The organism is Streptomyces sp. NBC_01116, from assembly GCF_041435495.1.
GTDB lineage: Bacteria > Actinomycetota > Actinomycetes > Streptomycetales > Streptomycetaceae > Streptomyces.
In genome coordinates, this window is the sequence record NZ_CP108644.1 from 8,522,304 (window position 1) to 8,543,128 (window position 20,825).

A 20,825-nucleotide genomic window follows, 5' to 3' on the forward strand; every position below is an offset into this window, starting at 1 on the left:
TGAGGTGTTCAGCGGCGGGGTAGCGCGTCGGCCACAGTGGTCTGGGAGTGGTCGATGGTGGTCCGCCCGTCCTCGATGTCCCACAGCGAGTTCTGCAGCAGCCGGGCCAGGGTCCAGCCTGCCGCGCGTTGGCGGTCCAGCCCGAGCGTCTCCGTCAGCAGGTCGAAGCGGCGTCGCACCGTCCGGGGAGCGTCCCCGGTAGTGCGGAGCTTCTCCCAGCCGCTGTCCAGTGCAGGCCACAGGTCGAAGCCCGGTTCGCCGACGAGAGGTTCGGGGTCGATGGCCAGCCACGGCTCACGCTCGGCGGCGAGTACGTTGTCGTAGTGCAGGTCCCAATGCAGCATCCGGTCGCCGGGTTCGCCGGCCAACTCGGTGACCGCTGATGCCCAGCCCTGCAGTCGCCGCTGGTCCTCGGCGTCCGGTAGGGCGGCGACGGCCGCCGGTACGGACGCCAACATGTCGCCCGCCACGTCACCGAGGCCGCGCAGTCCCTCGGGCGCCGGGGCGGAGTGCAGCCGGGCCAAGAGTCCGGCCAAGAGGTTCATGGCCACGTCGTCGTCCTCGACGGAAGCCAGGGTGCGTGAGCCGTCCAGCCGTTCCAGCAACATGGTGCTGCTCTCCGGGTCGTGGTCGAGCAGCCGCACGATGCCGTTGCCGTTCCATGTCCGCAACCCGATCAGCGCGGCGGTGGTCTCCGCGCGGGGCATCTGGAGTTTGAGCGCGGCGCGGGTACCGTCCGTGCCCTTGCGGCGCACCGGCACCACCAACGACGCCTCGCCGGACCTGGTGCCGCCGTCGCGCTCCAGTTCCCATCGGTCGAGCAGCTCTGCCACCAATGAGGGCAGCCGTGCGATCCAGGTGCGTTGTTCTTCGTCCCCGCTTCTCGTGTACGACGCGACCAGGGCTTCAGGGACGTCAAGATCCTGCGGCGAACTCATGCGGAGGTGTCCTTATGAGAGTTGGGCTTCCGACCGCGACCACGGGTAGTGACGGCAGCCATGCGGCGGCTGCCGCGGGGTGTGGGTTCGCAGAAGGTGCGTTTGCGGAGCATTGGAGTTGCGCGCTTCGGCTTCGGTGTCGTGCGCGCGCGTCCACGTTGTGCGGACCTGCCGCCCGCATGCTCACACGCATTGCGGGAGTGGAGATTGTTTTCGGCCATTGGTGCGGGTTGTATTCTAAACCATACATCCGTTTTGTTAGCGTGCTCGTTCTGTGTGCGGCAGGTGTGTTTGTTGGTTGGTGACCATCCCACGGAGCGGCAGTATGGCCAAGCAGGACCGTGCGGTTCGCACGCGTCGGGAGTTGATTCGTTCGGCGGCGGAGGCTTTCGGACGCCAGGGTTTCGCTACGTCGTCGTTGTCGGAGATCAGTAGTGGGGCGGGGGTGAGTGCGGGGGCGTTGAACTTTCATTTTCCTACCAAGAGGGAGTTGGGGGAGGCGGTGGAGGAGGCGGCGGCGGAGGCGTTGCGGTGCATTGTCGCGAGCGCTCCTACGGGGCAGTCACCGCCTTTGCAGGTGCTGGTCGATGCGACGCATCTGCTGGCGCGGGGGCTGGAAGAGGATGTGGTGCTGCGTGCGGGATTCGGGCTGGGGAGTGATGCGACGTGGAATGTGGATTCGGGGGCGAAGTTGTGGCTGGAGTGGCGGAGTTGGGTGAGAGGGGTGCTGTCGGCGGCGGGGGGCGAGGGGAATCTGGCAGCGGGGGTGGTGCTGGAGGATGCGGATGCTGCGGTGACTGCGGCCGTGGTGGGGTTCGAGGTCCTGGCGCGCGGTGATGCGCGGTGGCGTTCGCGTGGTGCGGTGACGCGGTTCTGGGATCTGATGCTGCCGGGGTTGTCGTCGGAGGCGGTCAGGGCGGAGCTGGATGCGGCGGGGCCGGGGGTGCCGGCCTGGGGGGATGGGTGCCCCTGTGTGCTGGGTGCCGGTGCCGGAGAGGTTTGCGGTCGTGCCGGGGAGGGCGGTGGCGGGTCGGGCGGCTCAGGCATCTGAAAACCGATCGAAAGGTTTTTTTATCCGAGTTTCGTGTGGGTGGTTGAGCGGTTTTCAGTCAGGCTGATGCCGACTGGTGGGTGCGGGGCGGGCGGCGGGTTCGTGGGTGGATTGTCGGAGGCGTGGGCCGGGTCGAGGGTGTTCCGCTCCTTAAGGGCTGGGGTGTTGTCGTATTCGCAGGGTTCGTCGATGCTCCGCTCGCCTGGCATGGTGAAGCCAGGAACGCCGTGATGGCCGCCCTGTCGTAAGGGTTCGTTGGCACGATTCTGTCTGTGACCGGGAGGCGGGCATCGAGGCGAACCGGCAGGCGGCGGAGCGTGCGGAGGATGGCTGTGCCGGGGCAGTTCCGGGCTCCTGTGGATGGGAGTGGGCGGCTGCGCTGCGGCGGAAGTCGCGCGACTTCGCCCGCTACAGGGCGGCCTGAGTTCCGGCTGCCGGTAGCCGCGGGGCAATGATCGCGGTCTGCCCTGCGGCCGGCGGGGGTCACCGGGGGAGCGCGGTCAGCGGCTGTGGGTGTGAGTGGCCTGCGGGGCTGGTGTGACAGGTTCTGCGGGTATTCGTGCTGGACGGCATAGTCCATGCCGTCGGCCGGCGCATGACATGCTGGCTCGGTGTTCCTGAACGATCTCGTCAGCAGTGTCGGCCTGCGCCCGGTGGGCTATCAGTTCGCCACGGCCCAGGGCGATTGGCACGACGACAACTGGCTGGTCATCGATGGTGCGGTGATGTCTCCTGAGGGAAGCTGGGTCTTCGCCGATCCGTGTTTGCTCACCGATGAAGCTCAGCAGGTGGCGGCGTGGCTGCGCGCGGTGGCGGCGGGGACGGTGGCCGTGTCCGAGCCCGATTCCGGAGGTGAGCTGTCGCCGGACACGTGGTTCACCGAGCCGGTGGTGGCTTTCAGCCTCGCGGGTCGAAGCGAGAGCGGGACCTCGGTGATCCGCGTTCATCTGTCCCTGGAGGCGGCGCCCCCGTGGCAGCGAGGTGACGACGGGGCTGACATCTACCAGTACGTCCTGGAAGTGACGATGGACGCCGCGGCGCTGCTTCACGCGGCTGACCAGTGGGACCTCTCTCTGGTGTCCTTCCCGCCCCGCTGATCACCTTTCCTGTGCGAAGGCCTGACTCAGCGTCGGAGCCCAAGTGGGGCCAGAGCTACTCGTTCAAGTGGGGCCAGAACCGCCAGGCGAAAGCAGTCACTCGGAACGGCTGGCACCGGTATAACCGGGTTGCCCCCGACGGCCGTTGAAGTTGTGTGACACATGCCGACGAGCACGCCGAGGCCTGCCGGGTTGCGTATCAGTGCCGTCTACCGTCCGCTGCTGGCGCGACGAGCTGATCGGACTGCGGGCCGCCCCGGGAAACGCGCCTGGACCGTGCGTGCTCACAAGGAAGGTCGTCAGGCAGGGCGGGAGGTGGTCCTGATCGACGGCACCCTCATCCGCGCCTAGAGCACGTCTCCTTGATCCGCTTGCCGGTTGATCGGACATGTCCGTCCGATTAGTGATCACTGATGCGATGTGGGACCGGATCAAGCCGTTGATGCCTGCCGATCCGGTCCACGGTCGACGGTGGGCCGATCACCGTCGCACCCTGGAAGCCATCGTGTGGAAGTACCGCACAGGCTCGCCTTGGCGGGACCTGCCAAAGGAGCTCGGCTCATTCCAGACCGGTCACGAACGGCTGCTCAGGTGGGCCGTGGACGGCACCTGGGAACGCATCCTCGCCGCGGTTCCGGCATCAGCAGACGCTGATGCCGACATCTGCTGGACCGTGTCAGTGGACTCCACCGTCTGCCGGGCCCACCAGCACGCCGCCAGGGCCAGAAGAAGGGGGGCGCCCGATCGGGCTGAGCCCGACGATCACGCGCTTGGTCGCTCCCGCGGCGGCCTGAGCACGAAGGTTCACCTCGCCAGCGACAGCCATGCGCGCCCTTTGACCCTCCGCGTCACCGCGGGTCAGGCAGGCGACGCACCGGCCTTCGAGGCCGTCATGGCCGGTATCCGAGTTCCGCGAAGCGGGCCGGGAAGAGCGAGAACCCGACCGGACACCGTTCTGGCGGACCGCGCGTATTCGTCACGCGCGATCCGGAAGCATCTCCGCCAACGCGGGATCCGCGCTGTCATTCCCCAGCCGTCCGACCAGATTGGCCACTGCCGGCGCCGAGGCCGTTTAGGTGGCCGACCGCCTGCCTTCGACGCCGAGGCGTACGAGCAGCGCAACGCGGTCGAGCGATACATCAGCCGGCTCAAGCAGTGGCGGGGGCCGGCCATGCGAACGGACAAACTCGCCATCGCCTACGGGGCAGCGCTCTACCTTGCCGCCATCCTCATCTGGGTCCGGGCGTAGGGGCGTCGGGCTGCATAATTTGGAGAGGCACGTCCTCGGCCCAGCGTGGCAGCGTGCGGCAATGGCCTTTCGACACCCCGACGGCGACTACGCGATCACCGCGATGTACTCCGTGCCCGATGACGCCTGGTATCTGGAACTGGACCTCGTGGCCGGGCAACGGACTCTCGTGACCGCAATCGTCCCCGACGAGGATCCGGCACGGGAACCCACGGTGTGCTTCAACGCGAATGCAGGACACACTGACGTCCCATACAAGGTCATGCGCTGGTTCATGCACCAGGTCGATGAAGAGATCCGTACCTCTCGTGCCTGGATGCGGCTGAGACCGGAGCTCGTCGAGATCATCTACCAACTCCGTCAGGAGCACATGGGCGCCATCGACGATGACGACTTTCCCCAGGTACTGGCGGACGTGCGCACCACGGTCCCCGAGGAAGACCTCTCCGACTTTCTAGAAGCCGCCTTCGGGCGGAATCCTGAGGGCACCACCACGAACCACCCGCAAACGCCCCAGCCTGTAGACGGTCAGGGTGACAGGCCTTAGCGCCGCACCGGCAAGGCCGGCCGGGGAACTGCTCCGGCAAGCACCGTGGCCACGCCTGCAGTTCCTCGCCCTGACCTACGAGAACGGTCGCCCGATGTGCATATCCGCACCTCCCGGGTCCTCGGGGCCGGACCCACGACATCACCGCCGCCCGCCACGACCGCATCCTGGCCTGCCTGCGCGCCGCCGGCCTCGGGGCGTCGGCCGACCTCGGTTTCCGCAGACTGGACAACGGCATCCCCGCCCCGGTGATCGTCCTCGGCTGCACCGCCGGCCGCACCTACAAGATCACCTCGGTCGCGAAGGAGGCCGACCGCGCCCTCGCCTCAATCCCGGAGGAACAGCAACTCCTGCTTCGTATATGCGAGATCGTCCGCAGCGGACGTCTTTGGGTCTTGCTGCCTCTGCGAGGAGCGCAATCCGAGTGATCCCGTGTGCTGGCCACGGCCAAGTCAATCGCGCTAGGTGACCGACTCGCGGAACGTGTGCCAGGCTCTCTGAACTCCCCGCCGCAGATACCGGGGGCCGGGCGGGGGTGCACCGCTCTATGGTCCGGAGGTTCGCGGCGTTTGGTGGGGTGGGATTTCGGGTGTGCTGTGTTGGGATCCCTGTGGCGGTCGCTGTAGCTGATGAGAGTGTGTCAGGGGTAGGTGCCTGAGCGTTTGGCGTGGAAGGCGATAGGTCCCGGGCCGTGGTCGACTGGGTGGTCGTATGGAAGGGTGTTGGGCGTGTCGTTGCGCAGTTTGCCGGCGGTGGGTGTGCGGTAGGTCGATGGGGGCGGTGTGGAGCGACACAGGGTTGGGACGTCCCACCGTGCTCAGTCGACGGTCAGAGGCAGATGGACGCCTTCGGGGCGCAGAAGCCGGGTGTGGCACGGTAGTTGAAGGTGTAGAGCAGGGTCTGGCGGGCCGGCGGGGCGCCGTACTTGGAGTGGGCGACGACTAGGGCGTGTTTCGAAAGTAGCGCCGTCCGCCCGGAGGGCGGGCTCGGCGGCGTCTGGTGCGTGCGATCGCAAGGCGGAGGGTCGCCCCGATACTGGATGTATCGGGGTGATCCCGGCAACGCGGCGAGCGTGCGTGCCAGGCGTCGCCGAGCAGGCGGGACTTTCGAAACACGCCCTAGTTCGGCCTGCCGGATGGTCGAGGTGATGAGGCCTGAGTCGTAGGCGCTGTCGTCGGTGCGTGCGGGCCACAGGGCGGTGAGGCAGAACGCGTCGGGCTCCCGCTGGGGCCAGCTTCCTACGAGAACCCTGTCCTGGTGGCGGAGGTGTGTGCACCTCTAGGGTGTCGCGGGTCCTGGGCCGTCGGTGCTGGTATGCGGAGCGGTCAGACAGGAAGTTGTTTCGGACATGATGGGCCCGCGCGATGTGAAAACTTGAGACGGAGTCGCGCTGGTAGAATACCGATCCACCGGTCTTTTTCAATCGCAGGCAAAGGCCAGGTCGAGTGTGGGGAATCAGTTGGCGAGACAGGAACGTGCAGTCCGAACGCGCAGAGTCTTCCTGGAAGCGGCTGCGGAAGTCTTCAACGAGTTCGGTTACGGGGCCGCGTCCATTTCCATGATCCTTGAGCGGTCCCAACTCACGCGGGGCGCGCTGTACTTCCATTTCACGTCGAAGGAAGAGCTGGCGCGGGGGGTGCTGGCCGAGGCGGTGACGACGGACGGTGTCGCCCCGCAGGCGCTCAAGGTCCAGGAGTGGATCGACGCCGCGCTCGTCCTGGCACACCGGCTGCCCGGCGAGCCGCTGCTCAGCGCCTCGGTCAGGCTGTCCGTCGATCCGCGGGCCAGGGATCTTTTCGGCACTCCCTGGCCGGGATGGACCGAGCTGGGGACGCAGTTGCTCACTGAAGCGAAGCAGCGCGGCGAGCTGCAGGTGCACGTCGAACCTCGGGTCGCGGCACGGCTGTTCGTGGGTGCGTGGACCGGTGTGCAGATGGTGTCCGAAGCGCTGCCCGATAGCCCCGGACTGTCGACCGAGATATCGGAACTCTTCCATCTCATCCTGCCGAACCTGGTGACTCCGGGGGTGCTGGCGAAGCTGGACCTGTCGCCGTACAGGGCCGAGCGCCTGTTGGTGGACTTCCGGGCGGCCGGTGGCTGACGCGGACCCGAATGGGCGTTGGATCGGGCCGGCTATTCCGCCCGCTCCGCCGATACTCCCCGGCGCCGGAGTGCCCGCCTGTCGTCCGCGGAGCCGGGGGCGCAGTTGGTAGCCGGTGACAGAGGGCGGTGGCCGGTCGGCGCCACGGGCTTCTCGTCGACCGGTCCGCAGCGGCCGGTCTGCCTTCTGGACACCGCCGCACAGGACTCAGCCCCCGCACCTACGCCTGCACCCGCACGCGCGCACCCTTGGACCCGTGCCCGCCCCTGTGTCTGACCCGGTGTCCGATCGGGCGCGGGGGGTGCGGGACATCGAGGCGCGTTCCCTCAGCGGCCGGCGCTGCCGGACCGCGCCGCGATCCGGCACCCGTGTTCACCGCTGTGCTCGCGAAAGGGGGGAGCGTCGGCCGGGGAGGACGCGGTCCCTGACGGATGGGCCGGTGACTCAGCACCCAGAAATATACCTGCCGAACGGTATATTGTTCTGCTTGAACACTGCCACCAGGTCGCCCGCGAAAGTCGTTCACCGTGCGCCACGTCACGTTGGGTTGCGTACTACACGGGTGCCTGAGCCCTGGAACAGGAACGTGTGCAGTGCAGCAGCCGCCTGCGTCCGTCCTGACCAGAGGCATGAGTCTCGAACCGTGCAGTGAACTGCGTTCCCTGCGGCGGACCATTTTCGCCCACGGTCCGGCGCTCACCTCCGAGGAGCTGCCGAAGCCCGCCGAGCGCGCGTTGAGGTACGGGTCGAACCGCGCGTCGAACCGCGCGTCGAACCGCGCACGGAGCCGCGCGTCGAGACGCCCCGAACCGGTGAAGTGGCTGATGCCTCGCATCTCGCCGTTTCGCCAGACAGCTCCTACTTCAAGGAGCTCGCCGACACTGTGATGACCGTCAGCGAAGGACTCCCATGTCCGTTCTGAAGGCAGAATCGGCAATCGGGAGTCTCGCGGGGGACAGGCGTCGCGCTGCGGAAGCCATGCCCCCACGACATGCCCCCTCCACAACACGACACCGACGCGTGATGCAGCTCACGAGACTCAACTGCGCGCGCGTACAACCCTTTCGGTTCGTTGTCGATCAAGAATGTGCGGTCGCCGTGGCGGTGCGCGATCTATGGTCCGCCCTTTCCCGACCTGTAACCGCCCATCGATAGTCGACAATGGAGACTCCTCATGCCCCAGCACTCCCGCAAGAGGTTGACGACCGGCAAGAAGGTGATCCTGGGCGTCAGCGCACTGGCCGCCTCCGGGCTCGGCGTCGGCCTGCTCGTCACACCGTCCGCGACGGCAGGGGGAACCGGTGCTGCCGAGGCGCTGGAGCAGAGCGAGGCTGCGGCCGCCGACGCGTCGGCAACGAAGGCCGCCGCACCCAGGCCCCGGGCCGCGCGCACTGCCGACTCCACCGTCGTCTCCGGAGTCACCGTCAACGGCGGCAACAGCGCCCACGTCGGGACGACGAACACACAGACGATCACCGTGAAGTGGACGGTCAGCGGCGGGTCGACGCTCTACGGCAGCCACGCGTCGATCTGGCGCGGCACCGACCTCGACAGCGGTATGAAGCGGTTCATCAACTCCGAGCAGTTCGATGCGGACGCCGACCCCTGCGTTCGGTCCGGCGACGCCACGTTCAGCTGCAGGGCCACCTTCAAGATGGACCCCCAGAGCGACCTGACGAACGAGGATGCCGGAGCCTGGAAGATCTCCCTCTATGCAATCACCGACTCGGCCACCGACGTGCGCACCGACAACGCCAAGACCTGGTACCTCAAGCGCTGGTCCCGGCTGAGCACCAACGCGGCCCCCGAGCCCGTCGCCAAGGGCAAGACGATCACGATCACCGGCAAGCTGGAGCGCGCCAACTGGGACACCCACAAGTACGCGGGATACACCCAGCAGACCGTTCACCTCCAGGAGCGTTCGCTGACCGGCTCGTACGCCACCACCAGCAGCCACCGCACCGGCACCGGCAGCCTGGCGGGGGTCGAGAAGAAGACACGCACCGCCACCACCGACCGCTGCTACCGCTACAAGTTCGAGGGCACCTCCACCACACCGCCGGTCGCCGCCACCGGTGACTGCGTCGACGTGCGCTGAGTTCTCGGACCTGACTGACCACACCGGGTCACGGAGGCGACGGACCCGCACTCGTCCCGGTGCTGGTCTGTCTGCGGTTCCGGTGACGCGGTCCGCCAGCTCCGCTCCCGTCCGGAGCACTTTCGGGACGACAAGGGGATGGGCCTCGGACCGAGGCCCTAGTTGTATTGCCCTGTGAGGTCGGTGCCATGGCCGTCGTCGAGGCGTGGATGGGCTCGCTCAATGAACGTGCCGACCCGCACAGCGACGTCCTGGCACTGGCCGGGCGTCCAGAGCGGAGGGCTGCGACGGCGGCGAGGCGTGCGGGCAACGCGTCGATGACGGTCTGGTCCACTGGTGAAGAGGCAGTGTTCTGGCTCTGCAGTATTCGTGGGCGGTGCAGAATCGAGGTCCGCGCCCAGGGGAGGCCACCATGCAGGACCCTGACATGTCGCACGGTGCACGGCTGACCGCCTACGGCGCCGTCTCCACAGCCCTGGATCTGTGCAGCGATCGCGCCTTGCGTGAACTCGTCGACACGGCTCTACCGCTCGGTTCCGGCATCGGCGGGACGTCTGCCCTGGCCGAGGTCGCTGGAACCCCGGTCTTCGTGAAGCGGGTGCCTCTCACCGACCTGGAAAGGGAACCCGAGAACGTCCGGTCCACGGCGAACCTGTTCGAGCTTCCCCTCTTCTGCCACTACGGCACCGGCACCATTGGCGGACCGGGCTTCGGAGTCTGGCGAGAGCTCGCCGTGCACGCCATGACGACGAACTGGGTGCTCGCAGCGGAGTACGAGGGTTTCCCGCTGATGTACCACTGGCGGATCGTGCCGGACTCGGAGCCGCTGCCCGAAGAACTGGCCGACGTCGAACGGGCCGTCGCCTACTGGGGCGGTGGATCGCAAGTACGCGGCCGGATCGAGGCTCTTCAGCAGTCCTCAGCGAGCATCGCACTGTTCTTGGAGTACATCCCGCAGAACCTGCACCAATGGCTGGGTGCCAGGATCGAAGCAGGGCACCACAACGTCGGCCGCGCCTGCGCCATGGTGGAGAAGGAACTGGTGGACGGCACCTCGTTCATCAACAGCCGCGGGCTCCTGCACTTCGACGCCCACTTCGAGAACATTCTGACTGACGGCCGGCGCCTCTACTTCGCAGACTTTGGCCTCGCTATCTCCTCCGGCTTCGAGTTGTCGCCGGGCGAAGCCGATTTCTTTGCCCGGCACCAGTCCTACGACCGCTGCTACACCGCGACGTATATGGTGAACTGGCTGGTCACCGAGCTCTACGGATACCAGAGGGGGGACCAGGAGATCCGCCACGCGCTGGTGCGGTCCTACGCGGCGGGCAAGCGCCCTACGGGAATCCCGGAAGAGGCCGCCACGTTACTCGCTCGCCATGCGCCGATCGCCACCGTGATGTCCGAGTTCAACCGCACGTTCCAGCACCAGAGTAGGCAGACGCCGTACCCGCTGGAGGCGATCCGCCAGCTGAGCGGTTCATTCCTTCCATAAATTCGTGAAAGGTTGCAATGGCGCTCCGTGCGTTAACGCCGTGGTGCTGTGGAACGAACACCCGTTACCCGGACGCCGCCGTCGCTCAGCTCCGCGCCGGGCCACGCCATCTAGGACGAGGAAGTCGCCCGGCTCTCCCCGTTCAAGGACCGGCACGTCAACTTCCAGGGCCGCTACCAGGTCAACATCACCGCCGCGGTCCTGAGATCTCGGCCTCCGCTTGCTCATAGCTTGAATGGGCACGGGTACCGACTGACCCGGTTTACTCCTCCTCGGCACCGTCCTCGGGCGCGTCTGGGTTCCGTGAGGAACGCAGGCCCCGGTCGTCGGGCCCGACCCTGGTCCACACCGACATCGCACGGCGCACGTGATCCTCCAGATACACCTCCGGTCTGCGCCAGGACGCCTCGAACAGGCCGTCAGCGCAGTCCCACGGGATGGGCACCGGCTCAGCGCGGGCGCCGATCGCGTGGGCCATCCCCGCAAGCGAGGGGAATTCAGCGAGGACGGTGGCGAACTCGGGCAGGTAGTCGCGGGTCAGCCAGAAGCGGTCCTGCCATGCGGGCTCGTCGGTGTCGAACGTCAGCACCACAACGCGGCGGGCCACCCGCCGCATCTCGCGCAACCCCGCTATCGGGCCCCCCAGTGGTGCACGGTGGAAACGGCCATCGAGACGTCGAAGGAGTTTCCTCGAACGGCAGGCTCTCCGCGGCGGCGGCCACGCACGGTGCCGCGCCGGGAGGGCGCTGCCCCCCGCATGACCGCGAGTCGAAGCGGTTCAGGGGGCGCTGACCGTCGCGCATCGGGACGCACGCGGCCTGGACGCCCGGATCGTACGGATCTTCAACACCTTCGGGCCGCACACGCGTGCCGACGACAGCCGGATGATCCCCACCTTCATTCGCCAGGCCATCGCCGGAGAACCGCTGACGGTGACCGGCGACGGCAGCCAGACCCGCTCGCTGTGCTACGTGAGCGACACCGTGGACGGCATCCTCCGGCTCCTGTGGGCGCCTGGCGAACAGGGGCCGGTGAACACATCGGCGGGACGCACGAGATGACGGTTCTCGCGACCGCCCAGATGATCCGCGACATCGTCGGCTCGTCCTAGTCCATCGAGTTCGTCGCCCGCCACCAGGACGACCCGGGCCTGCGGCGGCCGGACATCAGCCGGGCCGAACGGCCCCTCGGCCGGCGGTCGGCGGTGAGTATCGAAGCCGGGATCAAGAGGACCATCGACTGGTTCCTGGCGAACAGCGTCCCCGTCGGCTCCTGACGCGTCCGTACGGTTCGCCGTGCCGCGTGGCGCTCGGCGGCGCGGGCACGGCGAACCGTACGGGTCGGGGGCGTGGCGCACGCCGCCGGTACGTCAGCCCAAGGCGGCCATCAGGCCGGTGACGTAGCTGTCCAGGCGCTGTTCCAGGACGCTGGTCGTGAGATCGGTCCGCCCTGCGGACTGGTAGGCCTGCGCCCACAGGTCGATCTCCTCGGAGCACGACAGCGCGTCCCGCACCAGCCAGTACAGGCGCTCGCCCGGCTTCGTCGCCAGCTTCCCGCCCGCCTCCTCGTACGCCTCGGCGAAACGCAGCCCCCACGACAGGTCGTGGAGGAGCGCCAGATTGGTGGAGCAGTGGGCGACATCGAGGTCCGCCGGACCCCAGGAGGGCTGTGACCAGTCGACGACGCCGATGATCCGGGCCTCGTCCGGGCGGGACGGCGGCACGTCGAACAGGACGTTGCCCGGCTGGAAGTCGCGGTGCAGGAACCGGCCTTCGTACGACGGGGCGGGCTCGCGGATCACGTCGGTCGCCGCGGCCCAGACGGCCTCCTGGCCGCCCTTCGGCACGACGACCGACTCTGGCGTCGTCAACGTAGTGAACGTCCGGGGTCGCACGACGGGCTGGAGCGCGTGGATGGCGACGAGCTGACGGGCCAGCAGGGGAGCGCGGGTCTCGACGCCCTCGTCGTCGAGGACCGAGCGGCCCTCCAGGTGCGTCATCAGCAGTGAGGGGTACTCGCAGTGCGCGGCCGTCGGGTCGACCGCGACCGGATCCGGCGCGAGCACCCCGGTCCCACCGAGGAGTTCCAGGGCGCCGGCCTCCCTGGTCAGCCACTCCTCGGCATTCCGCAAGTAGAACGGGTCGACGAAACTGCGCAGCACGAGGTGACGGGTGACGGCGTCCTGGGTGCCGATGGTCAGCTTGAGCATTTCCGCGGTCATGCCGCCGTGCAGCGTCGCGGTCTTGACGACCCGCTCGCCGCTGTCCAGATGTCGGTTCACCCAGGCGAGAGTCTTCGGCCGCAGATTCATGTCGTCATGAAAGGTATGCACAGGGTCATTTGAACACGCGGTGCCAGACGGCGAAAGCGTATGCGGCGGGCCCGAACTTCCGTTTTCCGAAAGCGACTTCGCCGCATCAACGGCCGGGCCGAACTCTGTTATGGTTCCGTCGAAAAGACGAGGCCGACCGAAGAATTGCAACCCGCATCAGGGTGAACTGGACGGAACTCTTCATGGCGCGTTGGGAGAATATCTACATCGCGGCGACGGCGGTGGACCTGCCGCCCGCCGTCCCGGTATCCGAGGCGGTGGCGGACGACAGTTATCCGGAGAAACTCGCGGGGCGCACACTGCAGCGCACCGTCGCGGCCGCTCCGGCGGACGAGCCCCCGGCCGCGTTCGCCGCCCGCGCGCAGCGAAGGCGGCCCTGGCGGAGTCGGGGTACGCCTTCGACGATGTCGGGCTGCTCGTCCACACGTCGGTCCTGGACCCGTCGCCCCGGATGTCGAATCCCGTGATGTGGCTCGAGCGGGAGATCGGACCGGGCGGCTTCCGTGACGTGGCGCAGCTGATGAACGGCTGCGACGGGGTGGTGAACGGCATGCGCTGGGCCGCCGCCCGCCTCACCTGCGAGACCGAACACGGGGCCGCGCTGGTCACCGCCGCCGAGAGCTGGCAGTCGAAAGAGGTGATCGACCGGTGGACCGTCGACCCGGACACCTCGTTCGGAGACGGCGGAGCGGCGCTGGTCATGTCCAGGGACCACGGGATCGCCCGCCTTCTCGCGGCCGTCAGCCACACGCAGCCGCATCTCGAGGGGGTACACCGAGGCCCTCGCGTGTTTGGCCGGGGCGTCAGCCTTCCGGTGGTCCTCTCCCGGCGTTCCCGAGCCTTTTACGAGACGTCCGACATCTCTCGCGAAGAAGCTTGGAAGATGCGCGGAGAAGGAATTGGCACCGTCATCGACAAAGTACTGGCGGATGCCGGCGTCGCACGCGAAAAAGTGGCCCGTGTGGTGCTCCCATTCAGAGGGCGCCAGGTCCTCGAAGAAGGGTATTCCCCCTACCTCGGAGACCTCGAACCCGCGCGCTCCAGCGAGGAACGGGGACGCGAGATCGGACATCTGGGCGGGGCGGATCCTATCGCTGCCCTCCACTACTCGATCGCGTCGGGCGAACTCTCCCCGGGGGACCACGCCGTCGTCTTCAGCGAGGGCGTGGGAATCGTGCAGTCCGCCGTTCTCGTCCAGGTCGTCTGAATGACCACGCAATTCGGATACGGGAACGTCCGCATCGCCGTGGCCGCGCGGACCGGCACCGCCACCCCCAGCGGAGACGCGATAGCCATCCACGTCCAGGCCGACGGCACCACCGCAGCAGCCGTGGTCGACGGCATCGGCCACAGCCACCGCGTCGCGTCCGTGGCGGAGCTGCTCGCCACCGTCATGGTACGAGTCGCGGCGCGCCGGGGAAGCCTCGCCGGCCTGCTCACCGGCACCGAGCTGGTGGCCGACAAGGGCGCGGGAGTGACGAACCGGAGCCGGACGCCGTCGCAGTGGTAGCCACGGCGACGGCGACGGAGTCCTGTTCGACGTCCGCGTCGGCCGAAGAGGAGCGGATCCGCGTCGCGTGGGTCGGCGACTGCCGCGCCTACGCACTGGAGGGCGTACGGCTATGGCCGCTGACCGCCGACCACAACCTCGCGGAGCGCCTGGCCCTGGCCGGGTACACCGCCGAGACCCCGCGCCGGGCCGCCACATGGGTCCGCACGACCGTGCGGAGTGCCGCCGTCGCCACCGTGTCGGAGGCCTGGACCCGGTCCCCGCTGGTGGTCCTGATGTCGGACGGGGTCCACGACCAGGTGCCGCACGGCGCGATGGAGGCGCTGGCCCTCCGGTACGAGGATGATCCGCAGGCACTGTCGGAGGCTCTGGTGGCCGCCGCCGCGACCGGCGCGGACGGGATCAGGGACGACACGCCGCCGCCCTCGTGATCCGCCGCGGCTGAGGCAGTCGGGGGCACGGCAGCTCGCCGGCACGGCACCGCGGCGGCAGAGCATCTCACCCGTGACCAGCGAGTTCGGGGGCAATCCTCAGGGAGGGTACGTGTCGAGCAACGAGGGCATCGTCGTGCTGACCACCAGGGAGAAGGAGTGGTGGCTGAGCCTGCAGGAGATCATCCCGGCCACTCGGCGCCCGCCATGGCACAGACCGCCCAGTCCGGCGGCACAGTGAATCCGAAGGAGTCCACGCCCTCGCGGGGCAGGTCCGCCGTGTCCGAGCCCGTGACGATGATGACGGGAAGCCTGTGCCAGACGGTTCGGCGAAGAGCGCGTCATGGGCGAGGTGGCACACGCTGCCCGGCCGCGGGGACTGACCGAGCGGCGCGAACGCCCGGGTCACATCGACCGGAACCCAGTCGGTCACGACAACGCCGGGCCGGACGTCGCCGCCGGTGCTCCGCGTGCTGCCGATGAGAAGGATGGCGGTAGCCCCGGCCCGGCACCGGGACGAGCGGGGTGACCAACCGGGCCCAGAGCCAGTCCGCTGGCCCACCCTCGGCATTGTTCACACGGCCGCCGGGCTGGAGAATGTTCGAGGCCGCGGTGCCCTGGCGGGTGCTTCTGTGCGAGTTCATGTCTTGTCGGTAACACGTCTTCCGGGTGGAGGAGTTTGTGGCAGTGGGAAGGGCGGCTCGTCGGGCAGAACGCACGGCGAGAGTTGAGGAGGCGATCGGGAAGGGTGCGGCTCCCGCAGCGCTCGATCTGCTGGAACTGGTCGAGTTCGCGTGGCACGACTGCTACGGCGACACCACGCCGAGCGAGAACGTGGTCGAGGACATCTTGACGTGCGCCCAGGGTGATCTCGCGCGGATGATCCGATTCGCCCGGCTGGCTGTCGAGGATTGGCGGGATCTGCGGATGACCGCCGACGAGATCAGGTCCGCCGAGAATGGCCGCGGGACCGATGGGCTCGCCCGCTGAGTGCCGTCTGGGTGCGGTCGGTCCAGGTGTCACCGCGCGTGGTCGCCCGGGGCGTATCGGCTCCAGGTTCCTCCGGCCTCGGTGACGGGCCACTGAGTAGACCTGCGTCTCGCTCCGAGCCGGATGGGCTCACCTGCTCCAGCAGCAGCGGGCATGGGCGCGCGTGCATCAGCAGACCCTGCGCTACGGACTCCCGGAGCCGGACGCCACGGTGTCACCGACCTCTTCCGGCGCGGCATGGCCGCCGGCGAGCACATCGAAGCTCCCTGATCCTCGACCTCGCGCTGCTCGCGTCGCGCCCGGGGGCCGCTCGTACGTCCGGCCCCCGGGCGCGACGGGCTGTCTGGTTGTCGGCCACTCGGCCAGGCGCCGAGGTCGTGACGGGCCTTGCGAAGGCGACGATCGCCGGGCCTGCTTCTTCGGGCCGCACCTGCATGCCCGGGACCAACCGGGATCAACCGGAACCGGACGCGAGCAGCAGCACGAACAGGGCCATGGGCGAGAGCAACATCGTCGACACGTGCGCGAGCAGGGTTTTCGGCATGCGCAACACGGCGAAAGACGTCGCACCTACCACCAGCCAGCCGAGGTACAGCTTCCCGGCAGACTGCCAAGCGGCGGTCTCCTCCGCCCGGGTCGTTGGCTCCGCACCGATGACCCCTATGGATGCCAGGAGCAGCACGGCACAGACGAGCAGGTCACCAAGAACGACGATCGCAGCCGCGGGCCTGTCCGCGAGCTTGGTCTGGACCCGGGGTCGTATGGCACTCATAGGATCCGGAGCCTACCCATACCCACGACGGGCCCGTCAGTCGAGCGCGCCGAGCGCGGTGTCCGGCCGGCATCCCGTGCACGCGGCAACGCCCTCGGCGGCCCGCGCCGTGCTTCTTCGGTGGTGAAGCCTCAGGGCGACGGCTTCGTTCCGGGTGGCCTGGTGTTAGTTCTGGGCGGTGTGGGGCCCGTTGTCGCAGTGGTCTGCCCCTGGGCCGGCAAGCTGTGCGGAACGGCTGCAGTGGTCGTCGGTCTGCGCAGGACTGCTCGGATCGGATCGGTCGGCAGTCCACGCAAGGTCAGGGAGGTCTCGTCGGACGGTGGTTGCGCCAGGACGACGGTTCGGGGGCACGCGGGGGATGCGTAGCTGGAAGCATGCTCCGAGGTCCGAGGGGACCAGGACGAGGCTGCCGCCGTGGCGATGGGCGAGTTCACGGGCGATGGGGAGTCCGAGGCCGGTGCCCCCGCGGCCTCGGGTCCGGGCTTCGTCCAGCCGGACGAAACGTTCGAAGACCCGCTCGGATTCTTCGGCGGGGATGCCCGGGCCGTCGTCGTGGACGGACAGTTCGACGTGTGCGACCTGATTCCGGACGGTGATCCGGACGCGGCTTGCGGCGTGGCGGGCGGCGTTGTCGATGAGATTGCGCAGGAGCCGTTCGTGGTCACCGGGGCTGCCGTGCACGTAGGCGGGAGCGGTGGTGTGCGCGGTGAGAGTCACCGGTCGGCCCGGTGGCACCCCCTGCTCGACGAGGCGGTGGGCGAGGGCGGCCAAGTCGAAGGAACCGCTGTCCACCGTGGGTGTATGGGCATCGAGGCGGGCGAGGAGCAGCAGATCCTCGGCGAGGTTTTGAAGGCGTCGGGTCTGCCGCGCTGCGGTGTCGACCGCGACGGGCCAGTCAGTGCGTTCGGGGTAGGCGAGCGCTACTTCCAGGCTGGTCAGCAAGGTGGTGAGGGGGCTGCGGAGTTCGTGCGCGGCATCCGCGACGAAGCGTCTCTGCCGGGCTGCTGCCTCGTCGAGACGTTGCAGGGTGGTGTTGATGGTGGTGGCCAGGGCGGTGATCTCGTGTCCTGTGGCGGGCACGGTGACACGCTCTCTCGGGTCGCCGGCGGTGACCGAGGCGGTGGCGGTGCGGATCGCTTCGACCGGCCGCAGGGCGATGCGTACGGTGAAGTAGGTGACGGCGGAGACCAGCAGCAGGCCGGCAAGTCCGGCTCGCAGCAGCAGGAAATCGATGTTGGCCGTGATCGCCTCGGCGGTGTGGGGGAGCACCACCACATAGACCCGCAAGGTGGCGTCCGGGGAAACACCCAGGGCGTCTCTCTGCTCCCTGGTCAGTTCGCCGGCCCAGATGTCGGTGGTGAGAACGGGGTAGGTCCTGCCGCCCAGGTCGAAGCCGCCGGCCGCGGTGGCGTCGGAGCGCTCCGGGACGCGCAGTTCGTAGGTCGCGTAGCCGAAGCCCCCATCGTCATCATCAATGGGTCTGGAGGAGGCGGGTGGCGCGGGAAGCACATGGTGGCTGCCGGGAGGGAAAGCGTCCATCCCTCCTCCGGACACGACGGGGCTGTTGCGGCCGGTCGCGACCACCTCGTACGGCACGGCGCTCCTCGGGCTGGGAGTCGCTCCTTGCCGTAGTTGGTCGGCGAGCGCGAGGAGAGGGGCCTGGGCCTGGTCCTCGGCGATCTGGGCGCTTTGACGGTAGACGTCGTGGTGCAGCCACCAGCCGATGGCGACCAGGACGGCTGCGACGGTCGAGGCAACGGTCACAGCGGTACGGGAGCGTACGGACCGGGGCCACCGGCGCCGTCGAGCCTCAGCCGCGTTCACGGTCGTCAACCAGCCGGTAGCCGATGCCTCGCACGGTCTGCAGGGACTGCCGGTGGAACGGGGCGTCCACCTTCTTGCGCAGGAGGCTGACGCGCGCCTCCACCAGATTCGGGTCCAGGGCGTCATCGGGCCACGCGTGGTAGAGCAGATCCGCCTTGGAAACGGCCTGGCCCGGCCGGCGGGCGAGGAGTTCCAGAACGGCGAACTCCCGGGGGGTGAGATCCACCCGAGCTCCGGCCCGGCGGCAGACCCGAGCGGCGATGTCCAGCGAGAGGTCCCCGACGGCGAGGACGGGTGGGGCGACGACCGCGGCACGTCGGACCAGGGCCCGGAGCCGTGCGACGAGCACCAGGTAGGAGAAGGGCTTGGCCAGGTAGTCGTCGGCGCCCGTGTCGAGTGCCTCCGTCTGGTCCCCTTCCCCGTTCTTGGCGGTGAGCACCAGGATCGGAGTCGCGTTGCGCTCGCGGCGCAGCTGGGCGCAGACCTTGTAGCCGTTGAGGCCGGGCAGCATCAAGTCCAGGACGACAGCGGCGTATGCACCTGTCCTGGCCATCCACAGCCCCTGCCGCCCGTCGTGGGCGAGGTCGACGCTGTACCCCTCGGCCGTCAGACCGGTGTGCAGGGTGCGGGCGAGGTCCACCTCGTCTTCGACCACCAGGATGCGCATGTTTCGTAGCCTCGCACAGGGCCCGGAGCCGTTCCTGACCGGCCGATCAGGTTGGATCAGCAGTCGGTCAAGTGGGCCGGGCACGCTGGCGGTATCCCCGCCGCCTGAAAGGCCCTTCCGACGATGTCGCTCGCTGTACTTGCGCCCACCCCGGCCCCCGCCGCCGGTTTCCCGGGGCGGCCGCCCACTGACCGGCCGTCCTCCGTCTCGATGAGGGCCTTGGCCGTCATCGCCCCCGCGGCACTGGCCCTTGCTCTGGGACTCTGGGGCATCCGCAGGCAGAACACGATGTGGGGGGACGAGGCCGTTACCTACCGGCTCGCGCAACGAGAGTTGCACCAGCTGTGGGAGACGGTGCAGCAGGTCGACCTCGTCCACGCCCTGTACTACGCAGTGATGCACGTCGTCTTCGACGTATTCGGCACCGGGCTGTTCTCCCTGCGGTTTCCGTCCGTACTGGCCATGGCCGCTGCGGCGGGTGGAGTGGGTCTTCTCGGATCGCGTCTGGCGGGACCTCGTGCCGGGGTTTCGGCCGGGCTCGTGTTCGCTCTCCTCCCTCAGGTGCAGAAGTACGCGCAGGAGGGCCGGTCCTACGCCATGGTCTGCGCACTGATCGTCTGGGCGACCTGTGCCCTGGTGGTCAGCTCGTCACGGCGCGATCGTTGGCGGTGGTCCGTGTACGGCTTCGCCATGCTCCTGGCCTGCCTGCTCCACGAGTTCGCGGTTCTGGCCCTTGCCGCACACGGTGTCACGCTGATCGTCTCGCGCCCTTCGAAGGCCGTGCTGAAGGCGTGGAGCGTCACCGCTGCCGGCGTGGTAGCAGCGCTGTTGCCGCTGGCGATCGTCAGCGCGGGGCAGTCGGAGCAGGTGTCCTGGATCGGCGAACCGGTGCGCCCCTACCCCTGGCTGGCTGCGGTGGTTGTCGGGCTCGTGTGCACACGAGCACCCCTGCGGAGCCAAGGGACCATCCAGCTGACCGCACTCGCTGCGCCGCTTCTCGTGCTTCCGGGTGCCCTGCTGCTGATCGTCTCCCTGGTTAAGCCGATCTTCGTGGACCGTTATGTCCTCTTCAGCGACATCGGGCTCGCCCTCCTGCTGGGCGCCTTCCTGGAGTACGTCCACAGGCTGCCGCGATACTCCTGGACCGTGTACGTCGCCGTGCCCGCGGCTCTGGTCGCGCTCGCACCGCTGAGCAGCTCGCTGAGGACACCCCAGAGCCGGAGCAACGACGCCACAGCCATCGCCGCCGCCGTCCGCACGGAAGGCCGCCCCGGCGACGGGCTGCTCTACCTTTCCGGTCAGCAACGGACGCTGACCGCCGCCGACCCCGACGACACCCGCCTCCTGGTCGATATCGCCCTGGCGCGGGACCCCGTGGCATCGAACACCCTCGCGGGTATCGAGCGCCCCGCCCCCGAGATCGCCGCACGTATGAAACGGTTCGACCGGATCGTCGTGGTGAGGGCCGTAGGAATGCACAAGCCCGGGAATCCGCGAGAACAAGCGAAAAGGGACACTCTGCGTCGCCACTTCCGTGCGCACACGACGAACGAGGTCAACGGCGCGAGAGTGACGCTATATACCCGAATACACCCGGAATGAAGATTCGGCGCTTCCTGCGGCAGGAGCCCGGCCGCTGACCGGGTGCGGGGCGGGTTCGCCCGACCTGTCCCACGGCTTCCGTTTCACGTGCTGGAGCAACTGCTGCCGGGAAGCCGAGTAC

General features: G+C 68.4%; 19 protein-coding genes and 1 pseudogene. 14 read left to right on the plus strand and 6 right to left on the minus strand.

Annotation, left to right across the window (positions count from 1 at the left end; all coding sequences use genetic code 11):
- Window positions 1-8: 8 nt before the first annotated feature.
- Window positions 9-938, minus strand: coding sequence for an aminoglycoside phosphotransferase family protein (locus OG245_RS36940; RefSeq protein ID WP_371627702.1), 930 nt, complete (start codon window positions 936-938; stop codon window positions 9-11).
- A 325-nt stretch (window positions 939-1,263) separates the two neighbouring features.
- Here OG245_RS36940 and OG245_RS36945 point away from each other — a divergent pair, with 325 nt between their 5' ends.
- The 7 genes from OG245_RS36945 to OG245_RS36975 all read left to right on the plus strand — a co-directional run bounded on the left by OG245_RS36945 (window position 1,264) and on the right by OG245_RS36975 (window position 10,576).
- Window positions 1,264-1,989 (plus strand): ScbR family autoregulator-binding transcription factor, encoded by a 726-nt coding sequence (locus tag OG245_RS36945; RefSeq protein WP_371627703.1) that lies wholly within the window; start codon window positions 1,264-1,266, stop codon window positions 1,987-1,989.
- Between the two features lie 611 nt (window positions 1,990-2,600).
- Window positions 2,601-3,086: a hypothetical protein gene (locus tag OG245_RS36950; protein ID WP_371627704.1), complete on the plus strand. Its 486-nt coding sequence runs from the start codon at window positions 2,601-2,603 to the stop codon at window positions 3,084-3,086.
- 388 nt (window positions 3,087-3,474) lie between these two features.
- Window positions 3,475-4,335, plus strand: a complete 861-nt coding sequence (locus tag OG245_RS36955) for an IS5 family transposase (RefSeq protein WP_371627705.1) — start codon at window positions 3,475-3,477, stop codon at window positions 4,333-4,335.
- A 61-nt stretch (window positions 4,336-4,396) separates the two neighbouring features.
- The gene (locus OG245_RS36960; RefSeq protein WP_371627706.1) at window positions 4,397-4,882 is read left to right on the plus strand and encodes a hypothetical protein; all 486 of its coding nucleotides are present in this window, start codon (window positions 4,397-4,399) and stop codon (window positions 4,880-4,882) included.
- A 1,459-nt stretch (window positions 4,883-6,341) separates the two neighbouring features.
- On the plus strand, window positions 6,342-6,983 hold the full coding sequence (locus OG245_RS36965; RefSeq protein ID WP_371627707.1) for a ScbR family autoregulator-binding transcription factor: 642 nt from the start codon (window positions 6,342-6,344) through the stop codon (window positions 6,981-6,983).
- 1,174 nt (window positions 6,984-8,157) lie between these two features.
- Window positions 8,158-9,081 (plus strand): calcium-binding protein, encoded by a 924-nt coding sequence (locus OG245_RS36970; protein WP_371627708.1) that lies wholly within the window; start codon window positions 8,158-8,160, stop codon window positions 9,079-9,081.
- Window positions 9,082-9,493: 412 nt separating this feature from the next.
- Window positions 9,494-10,576 (plus strand): protein kinase family protein, encoded by a 1,083-nt coding sequence (locus OG245_RS36975; RefSeq protein WP_371627709.1) that lies wholly within the window; start codon window positions 9,494-9,496, stop codon window positions 10,574-10,576.
- Between the two features lie 325 nt (window positions 10,577-10,901).
- On the opposite strand, the pseudogene OG245_RS36980 reads toward OG245_RS36975, so the two are convergent.
- Window positions 10,902-11,328, minus strand: a pseudogene (locus OG245_RS36980) (methyltransferase domain-containing protein); the annotation flags it as partial.
- A 36-nt stretch (window positions 11,329-11,364) separates the two neighbouring features.
- Between OG245_RS36980 and OG245_RS36985 the strand changes: the two are divergent.
- On the plus strand, window positions 11,365-11,637 hold the full coding sequence (locus tag OG245_RS36985; protein ID WP_371628093.1) for an NAD-dependent epimerase/dehydratase family protein: 273 nt from the start codon (window positions 11,365-11,367) through the stop codon (window positions 11,635-11,637).
- Window positions 11,638-11,945: 308 nt separating this feature from the next.
- On the opposite strand, the gene OG245_RS36990 is transcribed toward OG245_RS36985, so the two are convergent.
- On the minus strand, window positions 11,946-12,887 hold the full coding sequence (locus OG245_RS36990; RefSeq protein ID WP_371627710.1) for a phosphotransferase family protein: 942 nt from the start codon (window positions 12,885-12,887) through the stop codon (window positions 11,946-11,948).
- Window positions 12,888-13,374: 487 nt separating this feature from the next.
- Here OG245_RS36990 and OG245_RS36995 point away from each other — a divergent pair, with 487 nt between their 5' ends.
- The 5 genes from OG245_RS36995 (at window position 13,375) to OG245_RS37015 (ending at window position 15,839) form a co-directional block, all read left to right on the plus strand.
- Window positions 13,375-14,115, plus strand: a complete 741-nt coding sequence (locus OG245_RS36995; RefSeq protein WP_371627711.1) for a hypothetical protein — start codon at window positions 13,375-13,377, stop codon at window positions 14,113-14,115.
- Window positions 14,116-14,418: a hypothetical protein gene (locus OG245_RS37000; RefSeq protein WP_371627712.1), complete on the plus strand. Its 303-nt coding sequence runs from the start codon at window positions 14,116-14,118 to the stop codon at window positions 14,416-14,418.
- Complete coding sequence (locus OG245_RS37005; RefSeq protein WP_371627713.1) at window positions 14,412-14,849, plus strand: hypothetical protein; 438 nt, start codon at window positions 14,412-14,414, stop codon at window positions 14,847-14,849. Before OG245_RS37000 ends, OG245_RS37005 begins: the two co-directional genes overlap by 7 nt.
- Window positions 14,850-14,961: 112 nt before the next feature.
- Entirely contained in the window at window positions 14,962-15,090 is a 129-nt protein-coding gene (locus OG245_RS37010) for a hypothetical protein (RefSeq protein ID WP_371627714.1), read from the plus strand.
- Between the two features lie 428 nt (window positions 15,091-15,518).
- A complete protein-coding gene (locus OG245_RS37015) occupies window positions 15,519-15,839 on the plus strand; it encodes a hypothetical protein (protein WP_371627715.1) in 321 nt (106 codons plus the stop codon).
- 454 nt (window positions 15,840-16,293) lie between these two features.
- Here OG245_RS37015 and OG245_RS37020 read toward each other — a convergent pair whose 3' ends face one another.
- The 3 genes from OG245_RS37020 to OG245_RS37030 form a co-directional block, all read right to left on the minus strand.
- A complete protein-coding gene (locus OG245_RS37020; protein WP_371627716.1) occupies window positions 16,294-16,611 on the minus strand; it encodes a hypothetical protein in 318 nt (105 codons plus the stop codon).
- A 165-nt stretch (window positions 16,612-16,776) separates the two neighbouring features.
- A complete protein-coding gene (locus OG245_RS37025; protein WP_371627717.1) occupies window positions 16,777-18,435 on the minus strand; it encodes an ATP-binding protein in 1,659 nt (552 codons plus the stop codon).
- Window positions 18,422-19,102 (minus strand): response regulator transcription factor, encoded by a 681-nt coding sequence (locus tag OG245_RS37030; RefSeq protein WP_371627718.1) that lies wholly within the window; start codon window positions 19,100-19,102, stop codon window positions 18,422-18,424. Before OG245_RS37030 ends, OG245_RS37025 begins: the two co-directional genes overlap by 14 nt.
- A gap of 123 nt (window positions 19,103-19,225) precedes the next feature.
- On the opposite strand from OG245_RS37030, the gene OG245_RS37035 reads away from it, so the two are divergent.
- Entirely contained in the window at window positions 19,226-20,704 is a 1,479-nt protein-coding gene (locus tag OG245_RS37035) for a glycosyltransferase family 39 protein (protein ID WP_371627719.1), read from the plus strand.
- The last annotated feature ends 121 nt before the right edge of the window (window positions 20,705-20,825 follow it).